Source organism: Methanimicrococcus hacksteinii, assembly GCF_032714515.1.
GTDB lineage: Archaea > Halobacteriota > Methanosarcinia > Methanosarcinales > Methanosarcinaceae > Methanimicrococcus > Methanimicrococcus hacksteinii.
Genome location: NZ_JAWDKC010000031.1, coordinates 1 through 15032, shown reverse-complemented (window position 1 = coordinate 15032; position 15032 = coordinate 1). Strand labels below are relative to the sequence as shown.

Here is a 15032-nt window from a genome sequence, read left to right as displayed (position 1 = left end):
ACTGTATTTGAAAATCTGAACCGTTTCACAACATTATCTAATATTTTATTAATGAGAGTTACTTATGACGAATCTTATCCATCAATTTGTTCCGAAAACCGATTTTGAATCTTACGAAGATTTTAAAAATAATTTCGAAATCAACATTCCGGAAAACTTTAATTTCGCTTTTGATGTGATTGACCGCTACGCCGAAGTCGATCCCGAAAAAGTCGCCTTTGTCTGGTGCGACGATTACGGCAATGAAAAAATTATGACTTTCGGAGAGCTGAAAATCCAAACCGACAAAGCGGCCAATCTGTTTAAAAAACACGGCGTTAAAAAAGGATCCGCCGTCATTCTGACGCTGAAAAGCCATTACACGTTTTGGATCTGCCTGCCCGCGCTTCATAAGCTCGGCGCAATCGCCGTTCCCGCAACGCATATGCTCAAAGAAAGAGACATTATTTACCGCCTTGAAAAGTCAGGCGCCTGCGGTGTCGTCGGAATCAATGAAGGCGGCCTTGATTTGATTTTTGATGCGGCGCTTCAAAGCATGGGAAAATCCAAATTTTTGAAATTCAATGTCGGCGGCAATTCGGAAGGTGCCGAAGGCTGGCTTGACTTTGAAACCGAACTTGCGGAAAGCTCGCCCGACTTTGTTCATCCGGCAGGCGCCGGCGCGACGCAGAACACGGACGACATGCTTTATTATTTCTCGTCGGGAACAACCGGATTTCCGAAAATGGTGTGCCACAATTATGCTTATCCGCTCGGCCACATTTTAACGGCCGGCTACTGGCAGAATGTTTCCGACAACGGCCTTCACTACACAATGGCCGACAGCGGCTGGGCGAAATGCGTCTGGGGCAAAATTTACGGCCAGTGGATTTGGGGCGCGGCTGTTTTCATTTACGATTACGATCGCTTTGATGCGGGCAACATGATGACGAAAATCGCGCAGTACGGCGTTACCACATTCTGTGCGCCGCCGACGACTTACCGTTTCTTCATCAAAGAAGATTTGGCTGAATACAATTTCAGCACGCTTCAATATTGTGTCGTTGCCGGCGAGCCGCTTAATCCTGAAGTTTACGAGAAATTCAAGGAATTTACGGGCATGAGACTGATGGAAGGGTACGGCCAGACGGAATTGATTGTTTGTATCGCAACGCTTCCGTGGATGACGCCCAAACCGGGTTCGATGGGAAAGCCTGTTCCGTGTTATGATATTAAAATCATTGACCGCGAAGGCAACGAATGTGATGTCGGCGAAGAAGGGGAAATCGTTGTCGCGGTTTCTGAAGATCCGGGGTCGAAAAACATTTCGGCATTGCCGCCCGGGTTCTTTTCGGGCTACAAATTTGATGATGAAAAAACAAAAAATTCCTGGCATGACGGTTTTTACCACACGGGTGACACCGCCTGGAAAGATGAAGACGGCTATTACTGGTTTGTCGGCAGAACGGATGACATCATCAAGAGTTCCGGCTACAAAATCGGTCCTTTTGAAGTTGAAAGCGCGCTCATTCAGCACCCCGCCGTTTTGGAATGCGCGATTACCGGCGTTCCCGATCCTGTCCGCGGCCAGGTTGTCAAAGCGACCGTCATTTTAACCAAAGAATACAAAGAAAAAGCGTCGGACGAACTCAAAAAAGAGCTTCAGAACCACACGAAAAAGATTACGGCGCCTTACAAGTATCCGCGTATCATTGAATTTGTCGACGAACTTCCGAAAACAATCAGCGGAAAGATCCGCCGCATTGAGATTCGTGAAGAAGACGAACATGTCAAGAAAGAAAAATAAACATTTATCTATTTCTTCTTTCTTACATTTTGTTTAAGGTGCCGACAATGGTTTTTTCAGAAGGTGAATTGATTGAAATACTTACCGTATTGAGGACTCATCCTTCTGAAAATGAAGTTTTTGAATTTAAAGAAGCAAAAAATAATTACGATTTCAGAAAGCTTTGTAAATATTTTTCAGCTTTGTCAAATGAAGCCAATCTAAAACATCAAGAATATGCATGGTTGATTTTTGGAATAAAAGATTCAGACCACAGCATCGTCGGTTCAGTTTACCGGTCTGATTGTTCAGCTTTAGATTCCCTTAAACAGGAAATTGCAAATCGGATGAATAATCGGCTTACATTTATTGAAATTTATGAATTGTCTGTTGAAAATAAAAGGGTCATTCTTTTTCAAATTCCATCGGCAATTTGTGGCATTCCGACAAGCTATGAAGGGCATTACTATGGTCGAGACGGCGAGTCTCTGGGTGCGCTGAATCCATCAGAATATGAACGAATTCGAAATGAAATTTCTCAAGATTGGAGTGCTTGTTTGGTTCCGTCAGCGACTTTGGGTGATTTAGATCCTTTGGCAATTGAACAAGCGCGGCAAAATTATAAAACTAAATTTCCGGATAAAACGGGCGAAGTTGATGAATGGGATGACATTACTTTTTTAAACAAGGCAAAAATTACAGTTCAAGGAAAAATTACCAATACAGCTCTTCTTCTTCTCGGAAAAGAAGAATCCGAACATTTTTTGAGCCCGGCTGATGCAAAAATCAGGTGGATTTTAAAAAGTTCAAATAATTTTGAAAAAGATTATACAATTTTTTCAATTCCTTTTCTTCTTGCTATTGATAAAGTTCATAATAAAATTCGAAATATTACTTACCGATATCTGCGAGACAACACCCTGTTTCCGGAGGAGGTTTTGCAGTATGAGCCTTTTGTTATTCGTGAAGCGTTGAATAATTGTATTGCCCATCAAGATTATTTAAAAGGAAGCCGAATTAATGTTGTCGAAATAGAAGATGAAGCGTTAGTTTTTACGAACAAAGGCTACTTTATTCCTGGTTCGGTTGAAAAAGTCATTTCAATGGACGCACCTGAAGAACATTACAGAAACCGGTTTTTGGCAAATGCAATGTTTAACCTCAAAATGGTTGATACAGCCGGCGGCGGCATCAAAAAAATGTTTAATCTTCAAAGACAGAGATTTTTCCCGATGCCTGAATATGATTTAAATAATGAAACCGTAAAGGTGATAATTGTCGGAAAAGTTTTGGATTTTCAATTTGCAACGGCTTTAATTCATAATCCGGATTTGAGTCTTGAAGATATTGTTATGTTAGATAAGGTCCAAAAGAAAAAAGTTTTGTCTGATGCCGAAATTAGCCATTTGAAACGTCTAAAGCTGATTGAAGGCAGGAAACCGAATTTCGTTATATCTCTAAATGCATTGCTAAAAACAAAAGACTCCGGCTTAAAAGCTTCAACTCTTCGAAAAAAAGGGTTAGATGATGATCATTATAAAGGGCTTATTGTTAAATATTTAAATGATTACGGTTCCGCCAGTCGAAAAGATATTGATGAACTTTTGTTGCCTAAATTGGGTACTAAATACGAAGGCGCTTCAAAAACAAACAAAGTCGGAAATTTACTCGGTGCTTTACGCGATTCGGGCATTATTCAAAATGCTGGGACGAAAAATAAGCCAAAATATGTTTTGGTTTCTGACTCTAAATAAAGGATAAATTGTTAAAATCATTAATCGGCGTTTTATCATAATTCTGTCATACCATTTTTAGATTTATGATATGAAATCCTGTCTCTAGATGTTTAAAATTTATGATACGTTTTGACTCAACCGGATTTGCTGATATCGATTAATCTATCATATCTATTTTTCATTTTTGTCTCTCATCTTCATTAATTATAAATACGGTTATTTCTTCCAATATGTAAAAATGAATGAGTTTAAACTCTGACTTATTTTTAGAGGTGGATGAATGTCTGATGTACAAGAAAAACAGTCTCCTTATCCTGTTATTCACGCGCTCGAATGCAAGGCTTGCGGCCGCTGCATTTTGGATTGCCCGAGAAAGGTTTTGGAGATGGGAACGGTTTTGAACGAACGCGGCTACACATTCGTTGTTTACAAAGGCGAGGGCTGCAGCGGCTGCGGCAACTGTTATTACATGTGCCCCGAGCCGAATGCGATTGAAGTTCACGTTCCGAAAAAAACAAAAACGGAGGCTTAAATTATGGCAGTTCAATTGATTAAAGGAAATACGGCGGTCATCATCGGCGCCATGTATGCAGGATGTGACTGTTATTTCGGTTATCCGATTACGCCCGCGAGCGAAATTTTGCATGAAGCATCTCATTACTTCCCTAAAGCCGGGCGCAAATTTGTCCAGGCCGAATCCGAAGAAGCGGCGATTAACATGGTTTACGGCGCGGCGGCAACAGGACACCGCGTTTTGTCGGCCTCGTCCGGCCCGGGCATGAGTTTGAAGCAGGAAGGCATTTCTTATTTGGCCGGCGCGGAACTTCCGGCAGTCATTGTCGATGTCCAGCGCGCGGGCCCCGGTCTCGGCAACATCGGTCCCGAGCAGGCGGATTACAATCAGGCCGTTAAAGGCGGCGGTCACGGCAATTACAAAAACATTGTTTTGGCGCCGAATTCCGTTCAGGAAATGTGCGATTTGACGTACAAAGGCTTTGATTTGGCTTTTAAATACAGAAATCCTGTCATCATTTTGTCCGACGGTGTTTTGGGCCAGATGATGGAGCCTGTCGTTTTCCCGGAAGCTGCAGTTGAGCCTGTGATTGACACATCCTGGGCGGTTGCCGGAACGGAGGAGACGAAAAAGAATCTTGTGACATCCATTTTCCTGGACTTTGAACAGCAGGAAGCGTTCAACGACAAGCTTCAGAAGAAGTATCAGGAAATCGCCGATAAAGAACCGATTTTCGAGGAATACAAAGTCGATGACGCGAAAATCATTTTGGTTTCTTACGGCATCAGCAGCCGCATTTCAAAGAGTGCCGTTGACGAAGCCCGAAAAGCCGGTTTAAAAGTCGGTTTGTTCCGCTTGATTACATTGTTCCCGTTCCCGGAAAAAGCGCTTCAGGAAATTGCCGAGCGCGACTGCACTTTCATTGCCGTTGAAATGAGTGCGGGCCAAATGCGTGACGATTTGATGCTTGCGATTCGCTGCAAGCGTTCGGTTGAATTGGTGAACCGTCTCGGCGGCAACATTATTGAAATCGGAAAAGTGATGGAAAAAATCCGCGAAGTTGCGGAAAACAGGAAGGTGTGATCATGTTGAATACTGTTCCTAAAAAATGCAATTGCGGGTCTCAGGAAAAAGTTTTCAAGAAACCCGACAGCATGAATGATGTTTATTTCAGAAAAGGCGGCGCTGCGCCGACGGCAACGCATTACTGCCCCGGCTGCGGCCACGGCGTGATTCACAAATTAATCGGCGAAGCGATTGACGACCTTGAGATTCAGGACCGCAGCGTTTTGATCAGTCCGGTCGGCTGCGCCGTTTTTGCGTACTACTACTTTGATTTCGGAAACGTCCAGACCGCTCACGGCCGCGCGCCCGCTGTCGGAACCGGCATTTCCCGCGCTCAGGACAATGCTGTCGTCATTTCCTATCAGGGCGACGGCGATTTGGCGTCCATCGGCCTGAACGAAACGATCCAAGCGGCCAACCGCGGCGAAAAGATGGCTGTCTTTTTCGTCAACAACACGGTTTACGGCATGACCGGCGGTCAAATGGCGCCGACGACTTTGGTCGGTGAAAAAACCGTGACCTGCCAGGACGGCCGCGATCCGGATTATGCCGGCTACCCCCTGCATATGTGTGAAATTTTGAGCAATTTGACAGCACCCGTTTTCATCGAGCGTGTTTCGGTGTCCGACATCAAACACATTCGAAAAGCAAAAGCAGCCATTAAAAAAGCGCTTGAAATTCAGCGCGACGGCAAAGGTTATGCTTTCGTTGAAATCCTCTCGGGCTGCCCGAACAACTTGAAACAGGACGCGCAAGGGTCGATTGATTTCATCAACGAGCAAATGGAAAAAGAATTCCCGCTCGGCAATCTCAGAGACAGAATCGAGGAAACCGCGCCCGTGATCCGTCCTGACAGCGATTTCTCAAAGGAAGCGCTGGATGCGATTTTTAATGTCAGCGAAGGAACAGATGCGGCCAAACCCGACCCGGATTTCAAAGACTGTTTGGTCAAAATCGCAGGTTTCGGCGGCCAGGGTGTTCTTTCAATGGGCATTATTCTTGCGGAAGCCGGCATTTCCGGCGGCAAAAATGTTTCCTGGTACCCGTCTTACGGTCCCGAACAGCGCGGCGGAACGTCCAATTGTTCCGTTGTTTTATCGGCAAACCCGATTGGATCGCCGATTGTTTACACGCCCGACATTTTGGTTGCTTTGAACAGACCGTCGCTTGAAAAGTTCGATAAGGATGTGAAAGAAGGCGGCCGGCTGATTTATGATTCTTCAATTGAGAATTATACGCCCCCGTCAGGCGTTCGAACGGTTTGTGTTCCGGCGGTTGAAATTGCTTCTTCAATCGGATCCGCAAAGGCTGCTAACACTGCTATGTTGGGAGTTATTTTGGCTTTGGGTTTGACCGGGCTAACTGAAAATGAGTTTGGAAAAGCGATTGCGGAATCTTTTGCCGAAAAGCCTAAGTTGATTGATATGAATCTTAAGGTTTTGAAGGCAGGGTTTGAGTGGGCGAAGGAGAATTTATAAGAAAATAAGAGCAGAATTCATTTTTGAATTCTGTTTCTTTTTAATTGTAGAGGTTTTTCCAATACAATTCGATTTCGTTTTCTGTAAATCCCATCTCTTCCAACATATAAGGGATAGCTTCTATATTCCACGGATTTATTACAAATATGAAATGGCGAAGGCAAGATTTTACAAGGTTTTCATCAGGTTCATCAAAATTTGAGCCGTATAATTTAATCTCTTCTTTACTTTTTTCAATCGTCCATAAATCACTTTCAATTTCTGTCCAATCTGTGAGATAATCCAATAACAAGTGCGCTAGTTCTTTTTCTCTTTCCATTTCTTTGACTTCCTCCTTTAATCAATCAATATCGTTTTGTTTGCATTTTCCAAAAGCTTTGGCGGAATCTCTTTTTCCAATTTCCAAACAAAACTAATTGGCTCACTTCCCGAATGGCTGACATATTCACATTCTCCAAGGAATGTAAATGTTGCTGTATATCCATCTTCTTTTTTGTATTCTCTCACGAAAAGAGCAACTTTATTTCCTGTTTTTTTGTGATTGATATATCGTTGTCCTGCTGGTGAATCAATTTTTGTTCGACTTTGACTTTGCCAATGGAATAAATTTTCATTGATGGCATAGTCTTCATAAAGAGTTGAAGGGGAAAAGTCCTTTTCTGATTTATTAAGTGTTATAAAGAAAATGTCTAATTTCTTGTCTTCAAAATATTTGACACCTTCGCGGAAAGGTGGTCTATTTTTTTCATTGTAATAATTAAATGCAGTCATTACTTGTGACATTGAGTAATTACAATGGATATCAAGAGGACATTCGAAATCAAATGTATTCTTCTCGGGAATAAAATCGATCTGCTCATAATTATATTTCAAAATGTCTAAAACTTCTTCTCGAATCTCTTTACATTCTAAATATTTCCAAATGCCATCTTCAATTGAATTGAATTTCTCTTTTTCAGGATTGGTTTGGTATATTGTATAATAAAGCATATTCAGCATCAATCGTTCATTTTCAGATTTGATTTCTGGTTTATTTTCAACATATTGGATCAAAAATCTAAGCCACTCGATTGAATTTATTTTGAATAATCCAGAAAGTCTTTTAGTCAATATCACTTCACTTTCACATTCAAAATTCTCTTTTAGTCCCGCATCTACCATCATTCGCCTTAATGTTCGATCGCAACCCAGGCCGTAAAAATCAGGTAGTTTTAGATTATAATGTGATAAGAAATTCGAAAGTGTCAGTTTTTTGCCGGTATCGTGTTCGAAATATTTGATTCTGTGAGCCAAGAATTTTCTTGTATTTTTTGAATCTTTTATGTTTCTTAAGATGTATTCTTGAGCTTGTTTTTCAAGTTGTATAAAACAACCTTTTGGTAAATTTGAAAAGCCATTTTCAACATAATATTCAATCGAATGATTTGACTTCCCAACAAGTGATTGGAATTTTTCTTGGAAATTATAATTTTTATGTGCTTGGGCAACAAAATCCAAAACGGTTAAGCATTCTTTGTCCTCTGAAAGTCTTAAACCACGTCCCAACTGTTGAATAAATATCGTTAAACTTTCGGTAGGGCGTAAAAATAAAACAGTATTTACTTCTGGAATATCAACGCCTTCATTGTAAAGATCTCTTACACAAATGAATTTAATTTCACCTTTTGCGAGCTTATCTTTTGCAGTTTCTCGATCATCATCGGTAGAATTTGCATGTAACGAAATTGAGGAAATATTTGATGAATTAAAAAAGTCTGACATAAATTTTGCATGTTCAACGCTTGCACAAAATGCCAATCCTTTGAGATCGTTGATGTCTGTTATGTATTTATCAAGACTTGTAACAATATCGCTTGCTCTTTGTTCTGCTTTGGATTTGTTATTGACATAAATTTCATTTAAATCTGCAACATCGTAACTTCCTTTTGACCATTTCAATTGAGAAAGGTCAACAGAATCAGTTATACAAAAATATTGGAATGGTGAAAGTAATTTCCTGTCAATTGCTTCTTTCAATCTCATTTCGGCAGCAATTGTGTGTTCGAAATAATCCAAAATGTTTTGTCCATCCATTCTTTCAGGGGTTGCTGTCAATCCTAACAAAATTTTGGGATCATAATGAGCGAGTAATTTTTGATATGATGGTGCAGCAGCATGGTGGAACTCATCTATGATTATGTAATCATAAAAATCAGAATTTGTTTTCTCTGTCAATTTTAAAGCATTAAAACTTTGAATACTAATGAATAAATGATTTGGACTTGACGCTGTGTGTTTTCCAACGTGAATTTCTCCAAAGTTATTATCTTTTAAAATAGCTCGAAATGTTGCAATGCTCTGTTTTAATATTTCTTCTCGATGAGCAACAAAAAGAAGTTTTGCATTCGGATTTTCTTTTCTAAATGCTTTGTAATCAAATGCAGAAATGACAGTTTTTCCAACGCCTGTCGCAGCAACAAGTAAATTCTTTGTCCGACCAAATATTTCTCTTTCAGCTTTTAATGTTTCCAATATTTCTTTTTGGTAGCTGTAAGGAATAATGTCAAAATTATATTGGATTCCTTCATTTTGAATTTGATTCTTTTTTAAAGATCTTTCAAGTGCTTGAATATCTTCTTCGTTCTCAGAATTAAACAGTTTGAATTCTTTGTCATTCCAATAGCTTTCAAAAGTTGCTTCACATTTTTGAATGATGTCAAATGACTCTTTTTCTGAAACTTTTAAATTCCATTCAAGTCCTGAAGTCATGGCAGAATTTGATAAGTTTGATGATCCAATATATGCCGTTGTAAATCCGCTTTCTCTTTTAAAGAAATATGCTTTTGCATGTAATCTGGTTCGTTCAATATCGTATGATATTTTTATTTCGGTGTTTTTGAGTTGACTTAATTCCAAAATTGCTTTTGAATCTGTTGCACCCATATACGTTGTTGTAATAATACGAAGCTTTCCGCCGTTTTCTGTAAATGTTTTTAGTTCATTCAATAATAACCGAAGTCCGCTCCATTTGATAAATGAAATTAAAAAATCAATTGAATTTGAAGATAAAATCTCTTTTTTCAATTCGCTCATCATGTCCGGTTCAGAAATTGATCCTGTAAAAAGAGAACTTTGGGACAAAGGGGTCACTGGGCGAATAGCTTTTTTTTCTTTTATTTGGTTCATTTTTGAATAGATGTGAGTTAAAATCTCTCCGTTTTCTTCGATTTTAAGGGATTTAAATTCTTCATCATCTAATGCATTTGAAAGGATTGTTATTATCTCATTGCATGTTTGGATTTGATTAAGAAGAGCATCGTCCTCTCCACTTTTTTCCCGTATCATTTTGAGTGCTTTACGTGTCACTTCTGAGACATACGATGACAACATCTTCCGGGCTTCTTCAATGTCCATTGGTTCCGTTCCAACATCATATCCTCTCTCCTTCAATTTTTCAATTTCAGGTTTTATTTTGTTGTAAATGATTTGTTCGTATATTCCTTCACTTAACATAATTCAGAATAATATTTTATTTCCTATTATAATTTCACTTCTTTTGACAATTCCAACTTTTTTCAATTCATCCTCTCTCCTAATTCAAAAAACTTCACTCCCTCACACTTTTTTCACCAAAATCTCCGAAAATCTTTAAATATTTCAATCCCCCATATTTAATTGTAGAAAAAATCGCCATGCAACCGATCATAAACAAATCTCTTCAAAAAAAATTATTTTGATCTTTCCTCGGACGTTTTGAGAGAATCGGCAGCAAATAACGATTTTTGTGTGTACTATTTTAAGAAATCATTGAAAAAAATGCATTCATGCTTTACGCAAAAAAAGGAGATGTGTTATAATATGGTTAAACAAATGACAGCAGTAGAGAGAGCCTTGGCCGCCGTCCGCGGCCTGGAAGTAGATCATACGTCGTCCGCGAATGGTCTTGTAATGACAACCGTTGAAATGATGAACGCCGTCGGCGCCACTTACCCGGAAGCGCATCACAATCCGCAAATGATGGCCGACATGGCGGCAGCGCCTTATGAAATGTGCGGCGTTGACGGAACAACGCTTCCGTTTGACATCTCTTTGGAAGCCGAAGTGCTCGGCGCGGAACTGGATTGGCGCAAAATTGACCGGCCGCCGATTAAAGTTCATACCGTTACGGATCCCGACGATTTTACGATTCCCGAAAACATCGAAGAGCTCGGCAGAATTCCGGTTGTTTTGGAAGCGATTGACATTCTCAAAAACAAATACGGCGATGATTTGGCAATCCTGCCGACAACCGTTTGTCCGTTTACGATTGCCGGTCACATGGCAAGTGTTGACGAACTCTTCATGTGGATTCTGGCCGACCCGGACAAAGTGCATACGCTGGTCGATAAAATCACTGATTTCGTCATTGATTATCAAAAACTTCTCAAAAGCTACGGCGCGGACATTCTTTTCGCAATCGATCCGACATCGTCGGGCGATTTGCTTTCCGGCGACATGTATGCCGAGTTTGTTCTGCCGTCGATTCAAAAGATGAGAAAAGGAACCGGGGCGCCGACGATTCTGCACATTTGCGGCAATACAAAACCGATGCTTGAACACATCGCGGTTTCCGGCGTTGAAGGCTTTTCGTTCGACAAAGCGGTTCCCGTCTGGCATGCCAAACAAAAGCTCGGCAATGTCTCTACTTACGGCAATTTGGATGTCATTGAACTTTTCCCGAGCGGAACGCCGGAGGATGTGTATAATGCGACGGCCGAAATTATCCGGCAGGGCATCAACATTGCAGGATCCGCCTGCGACGTTCCCGAAACGACGCCGCTTGAAAATATCCGCGCATTTGTCAAAGCCTGTGAAGAAACGCCCGTTCCTTCTAAAAATGAGACAATCGCATACGGCAAACAGCTGGCAGCGCAAACGGCAGCCGACTAATCATAAATCTTGGACGCGAAGCAGACAGCTCACATCAGTTGTTCTGCTCACGGTCCTTAATTTAAATATTTTTACATTTTTTTATGTTCATATTGCTAATTCGTTTTTACAGAAATGTTATCCGTTTCTTCGCAAAAGGTGTTTTCATGTCTTCGGAATCCTCTCCTAAAGAATCTCCTTCCGTTGTCCGCTTGCTTCTTTATTTCCTATTTCCGTTCTTTTCGGCCGCCGTTTTTTTCCTGCTGGCAGGAACCGTCCAATTCGCCGCCGGATGGATTTTTAATCTTTGGCTGGCAATTCTCGTTTTTATCATCACTGTTTACTTGTGGAAAAAAGACCCTGCGCTTTTAAAAGAACGCTCTAATCCGGGCGGGTATAAAAATCAAAAAGGGTGGGATAAAATATTCGTTCCCATCGTTATGATTTTGTATTTCGTTTGGTTCTTTATCATGCCGCTGGATGTTGCTCGTTTTGAATGGTCAGGTAATGCGCCGGCAATTGGTCAAGGCTTAGGCTTCCTGACACTTTTGATTTCCTCTTTTTTCTTATACAGGTCTGTGACCGACAACACTTATTTGTCGCCGACGCTTCGTATTCAGGAAGAGCGGAATCAAACCGTTATTACAACAGGCGTTTACGGATTTATTCGGCATCCGATGTATCTCGGGAATGCCGCGCTTTTTATCGGCGCACCGATGCTTCTCGGGTCTGTTTACGGACTGTTTTTCGGCATTTTGCTGACGGTTTTGCTGATGAGCCGCATTCCGGGGGAGGAAAAAATGCTTAAAGAAGAGCTGAGCGGGTATTTCGAATACATGGACAAAGTCAAATACCGCCTTTTTCCATTTATTTGGTAATAATTTGGTAATATTTTCAAAAATGGAATGTGGTTATACGGCTTTCTTTTTCATTTTGATTTTTTTCAAGTCATTGACATTCAATTCAATCCAAATCACACTGAAGAAAACGAATGCTGCGCCGATAATCTGAAGCGGAAGCAAAATTTCGCCGTAAACGATGAACGCGAAAATGGCGCCGAAAATCGGCTCAAGCGCAAAAATCAGTCCGATATGGGATGCCGATGTGTATTTTTGAACAACGATTTGCGCCACGCAGCCGAACGCGATTGAAAAGATTGCCAGGAAAAAGATGGCGAACCAAACCGTTTGGTCCTGCGGAATCACAGGCTCTTCAAAGAGAAATGTGCAGATTCCGGCATAAAGCGCCGCAAATCCGAGCTGAACAATTCCGAGATTGAGCGCGTCAATTTTTTTGCTGCTGACGAATTTTTTGGAAAGAAGAATGTGAATTGCGTAAGCAGCGGCGGCTAAGATGCAGAGGATGTCACCGATTCCGAAGCCGGAAATGCCGGTCAGCGTCAATAAAAGGATGCCGACGGCAGCGCCTGCCGTTCCGATGAGAATCTTTTTTTCGGGCAGTTTTCGATAAACGATTGTTGAGAAAACGGGAACAAAAACGGCCGTCAGGCTGACTAAAAAGACGGTGTTTGAAATGGATGTTCTCAAAAGTCCGTAATTCGTTCCGGTCAGCGTCAGGAATAAAAATAAGCCGATAACGGCGCCGGCAAAAATCGTTTCTTTGTTGATTTTTGAGAATGTTTTAATGCACAAAAGAGCGGCGATTAAAAATCCGAGGCCCATTCGGATTGCCATAAAATTGAAAACCGGCAGATCAAAAAGGCCGTAGCGTGTTAAAACATAAGACAAGCCCCAAAAAAGAACGGCGACAATCATGATGAAATCCGCTTTTCTTTGGGTCAGCATACTTTCTCATTTCCGCTGAAAGTTAAATAAGTTTTCGTGCTTCAGCCTTCCTTTGAACTTTTCGGTTCTTTCAATTCTTTGAAATCAATTTCAACATACAAAACGCTGAAAAACACAATTGCTGCGCCGACGATTTGTATCGGCAGAAGCTGTTCCGACGCAAAAAGGTACGCGAAAACGGATGCAAAAACAGGTTCCAATGAAAAAATCAGACTGACATGTGTCGGCGTTGTGTATTTCTGCGCGACAACTTGTCCGACAAACCCGAATGCGGTGCAGAAAACGGCAAGGAACAGGACATCTGCCCAGGCGCCGATTTCGGTCGGCAGGTGCGGTGTTTCAAACAGGAACGCGCAAATCAGGCCGTAAATGAAAGTGAAGCCGAGCTGAACGATGCCGAGGTTGAGCGCGTCGATTTCTTTGATATTTGTCAGCCGTTTCGCAATCAAAATGTGACAGGCGTAAGCAACGGCGGCCAAGATGCAGATCGCATCACCGACTCCGAATCCTGTCCGGCTTTCCAGTGTCAAAAGCGCAATACCGATGGCTGCGGTGATGCTTCCGATTAATATTTTCTTTTCCGGAAGTTTCCGATAAATGATTGCCGACAAAACCGGAACAAAAATGACCGTCAGGCTGCCGAGAAAACCCGCGTTGGAAATCGTTGTGTACTGAAGTCCCAAATAAACGCCCGCAAGCGTCAGGAATAAGAAAAATCCGAGAACGGCGCCGCCGAAAATTGTTTTCCTGTTCACCTTTGACAAACGTTTCATAAACAAAAGTGCCGCGGCAAAAAATCCGATGCCGAATCTGAGCGCCAAAAATGTAAACGGCGGCAACGTTTCGAGCCCGTCTTTCGTAAACAGATATGACAGCCCCCAAAAGAAGACAACCAAAAGCAGCAGCAAATTCGCTTTTTTCATAGGCGTTAATGTCATCGTCATTGTTTCACGGTCTCTTTCGTTTTTGTTTATTTTGTTTTACCAATTGAATCTATAAAAATCATGGGTTGGTTTTTCAATTATACTAAAATGATACTAAAATGTGAGTCGGGTTTCATATTTTTTGAAAAATCGGAGCGGCTCGCGTGCGGCAGACGGCAATAACCGGAAATATTGTTTCTGTAAAAATAAAAAACGAGGGACGGTTTTGAAAAAAATAAAAATGGAGCAGCTCGCGCGCGTGAGCGGGGCAGCGGAGGCGGGTCTGCCAATCGGCAACTGTATTAACAGTAAGGCAGCGGCGGCAACGGAAAACTGAAGGCAGCGGCGGTAAACGGAAAACTGAAGGCAGCGGCGGTAAACGGAAAACTGAAGGTAGCGGCAATAAACGGAAAACTGAAGGCAGCAGCGGTAAACGAAAAACTGAAGGTAGCGGCGGTAAACGGAAAACTGAAGGTAGCGGCGGTAAACGGAAAACTGAAGGTAGCGGCGGTAAACGGAAAACTGAAGGTAGCGGCGGTAAACGGAAAACTGAAGGTAGCGGCGGTAAACGGAAAACTGAAGGTAGCGGTGGCAACGGAATCGGAAAGGTAATCTGTGCCCACGCTCGCGTAGCGAGCGGATATGATAAAAATGAGATGATGCGTATGGAAACACATACCAATATGGCATGCAGCAAAATGCGTACCAATATGGCAAACAGCAAGATGCCTGCCAATATGGCAAACAGTAAGATGCGTACCAATATGGCAAACAGTAAGATGCGTACCAATATGGCAAACAGTAAGATGCGTACCAATATGGCAAACAGTAAGATGCGTACCAATATGGCAAACAGTAA

General features: G+C 41.7%; 12 protein-coding genes. 7 read left to right on the top strand and 5 right to left on the bottom strand.

The window, feature by feature from the left end; genetic code table 11:
* Positions 1-64: 64 nt before the first annotated feature.
* The 5 genes from MmiAt1_RS08735 (at position 65) to MmiAt1_RS08715 (ending at position 6558) form a co-directional block, all read left to right on the top strand.
* Entirely contained in the window at positions 65-1786 is a 1722-nt protein-coding gene (locus MmiAt1_RS08735; RefSeq protein WP_318786500.1) for an AMP-binding protein, read from the top strand.
* A gap of 47 nt (positions 1787-1833) precedes the next feature.
* Positions 1834-3519, top strand: a complete 1686-nt coding sequence (locus MmiAt1_RS08730; protein WP_318786499.1) for an RNA-binding domain-containing protein — start codon at positions 1834-1836, stop codon at positions 3517-3519.
* A 262-nt stretch (positions 3520-3781) separates the two neighbouring features.
* A complete protein-coding gene (locus MmiAt1_RS08725) occupies positions 3782-4033 on the top strand; it encodes a 4Fe-4S dicluster domain-containing protein (RefSeq protein WP_318786498.1) in 252 nt (83 codons plus the stop codon).
* 3 nt (positions 4034-4036) lie between these two features.
* Entirely contained in the window at positions 4037-5098 is a 1062-nt protein-coding gene (locus MmiAt1_RS08720) for a 3-methyl-2-oxobutanoate dehydrogenase subunit VorB (RefSeq protein ID WP_318786497.1), read from the top strand.
* 2 nt (positions 5099-5100) lie between these two features.
* Positions 5101-6558, top strand: a complete 1458-nt coding sequence (locus tag MmiAt1_RS08715; protein WP_318786496.1) for a 2-oxoacid:acceptor oxidoreductase family protein — start codon at positions 5101-5103, stop codon at positions 6556-6558.
* A 40-nt stretch (positions 6559-6598) separates the two neighbouring features.
* Here MmiAt1_RS08715 and MmiAt1_RS08710 read toward each other — a convergent pair whose 3' ends face one another.
* Positions 6599-6877 carry a hypothetical protein gene (locus MmiAt1_RS08710; protein ID WP_318786495.1) on the bottom strand — a complete coding sequence of 93 codons (279 nt, stop codon included), beginning with the start codon at positions 6875-6877 and terminating at the stop codon, positions 6599-6601.
* A gap of 17 nt (positions 6878-6894) precedes the next feature.
* Positions 6895-10050: a DEAD/DEAH box helicase gene (locus MmiAt1_RS08705; RefSeq protein WP_318786494.1), complete on the bottom strand. Its 3156-nt coding sequence runs from the start codon at positions 10048-10050 to the stop codon at positions 6895-6897.
* A gap of 357 nt (positions 10051-10407) precedes the next feature.
* Between MmiAt1_RS08705 and MmiAt1_RS08700 the strand changes: the two genes are divergently transcribed.
* Positions 10408-11466: an MtaA/CmuA family methyltransferase gene (locus tag MmiAt1_RS08700; protein ID WP_318786493.1), complete on the top strand. Its 1059-nt coding sequence runs from the start codon at positions 10408-10410 to the stop codon at positions 11464-11466.
* Positions 11467-11612: 146 nt separating this feature from the next.
* Positions 11613-12323: a methyltransferase family protein gene (locus MmiAt1_RS08695; RefSeq protein ID WP_318786492.1), complete on the top strand. Its 711-nt coding sequence runs from the start codon at positions 11613-11615 to the stop codon at positions 12321-12323.
* A 33-nt stretch (positions 12324-12356) separates the two neighbouring features.
* On the opposite strand, the gene MmiAt1_RS08690 is transcribed toward MmiAt1_RS08695, so the two are convergent.
* The 3 genes from MmiAt1_RS08690 to MmiAt1_RS08680 form a co-directional block, all read right to left on the bottom strand.
* Complete coding sequence (locus MmiAt1_RS08690) at positions 12357-13250, bottom strand: DMT family transporter (protein WP_318786491.1); 894 nt, start codon at positions 13248-13250, stop codon at positions 12357-12359.
* 41 nt (positions 13251-13291) lie between these two features.
* On the bottom strand, positions 13292-14194 hold the full coding sequence (locus MmiAt1_RS08685) for a DMT family transporter (RefSeq protein WP_318786490.1): 903 nt from the start codon (positions 14192-14194) through the stop codon (positions 13292-13294).
* Positions 14195-14287: 93 nt separating this feature from the next.
* The coding region (locus MmiAt1_RS08680; protein WP_318786489.1) for a hypothetical protein at positions 14288-15032 on the bottom strand (745 nt) is incomplete at its 5' end.

Bases quoted from the DNA above. Each gene is read 5' to 3' on its own strand.
- MmiAt1_RS08685 (WP_318786490.1), bottom strand. From the start codon at position 14,194: ATGACGATGACATTAACGCCTATGAAAAAAGCGAATTTGCTGCTGCTT.
- MmiAt1_RS08695 (WP_318786492.1), top strand. From the start codon at position 11,613: ATGTCTTCGGAATCCTCTCCTAAAGAATCTCCTTCCGTTGTCCGCTTG.
- MmiAt1_RS08690 (WP_318786491.1), bottom strand. From the start codon at position 13,250: ATGCTGACCCAAAGAAAAGCGGATTTCATCATGATTGTCGCCGTTCTT.
- MmiAt1_RS08735 (WP_318786500.1), top strand. From the start codon at position 65: ATGACGAATCTTATCCATCAATTTGTTCCGAAAACCGATTTTGAATCT.
- MmiAt1_RS08700 (WP_318786493.1), top strand. From the start codon at position 10,408: ATGACAGCAGTAGAGAGAGCCTTGGCCGCCGTCCGCGGCCTGGAAGTA.
- MmiAt1_RS08720 (WP_318786497.1), top strand. From the start codon at position 4,037: ATGGCAGTTCAATTGATTAAAGGAAATACGGCGGTCATCATCGGCGCC.
- MmiAt1_RS08715 (WP_318786496.1), top strand. From the start codon at position 5,101: ATGTTGAATACTGTTCCTAAAAAATGCAATTGCGGGTCTCAGGAAAAA.
- MmiAt1_RS08710 (WP_318786495.1), bottom strand. From the start codon at position 6,877: ATGGAAAGAGAAAAAGAACTAGCGCACTTGTTATTGGATTATCTCACA.
- MmiAt1_RS08705 (WP_318786494.1), bottom strand. From the start codon at position 10,050: ATGTTAAGTGAAGGAATATACGAACAAATCATTTACAACAAAATAAAA.
- MmiAt1_RS08725 (WP_318786498.1), top strand. From the start codon at position 3,782: ATGTCTGATGTACAAGAAAAACAGTCTCCTTATCCTGTTATTCACGCG.
- MmiAt1_RS08730 (WP_318786499.1), top strand. From the start codon at position 1,834: ATGGTTTTTTCAGAAGGTGAATTGATTGAAATACTTACCGTATTGAGG.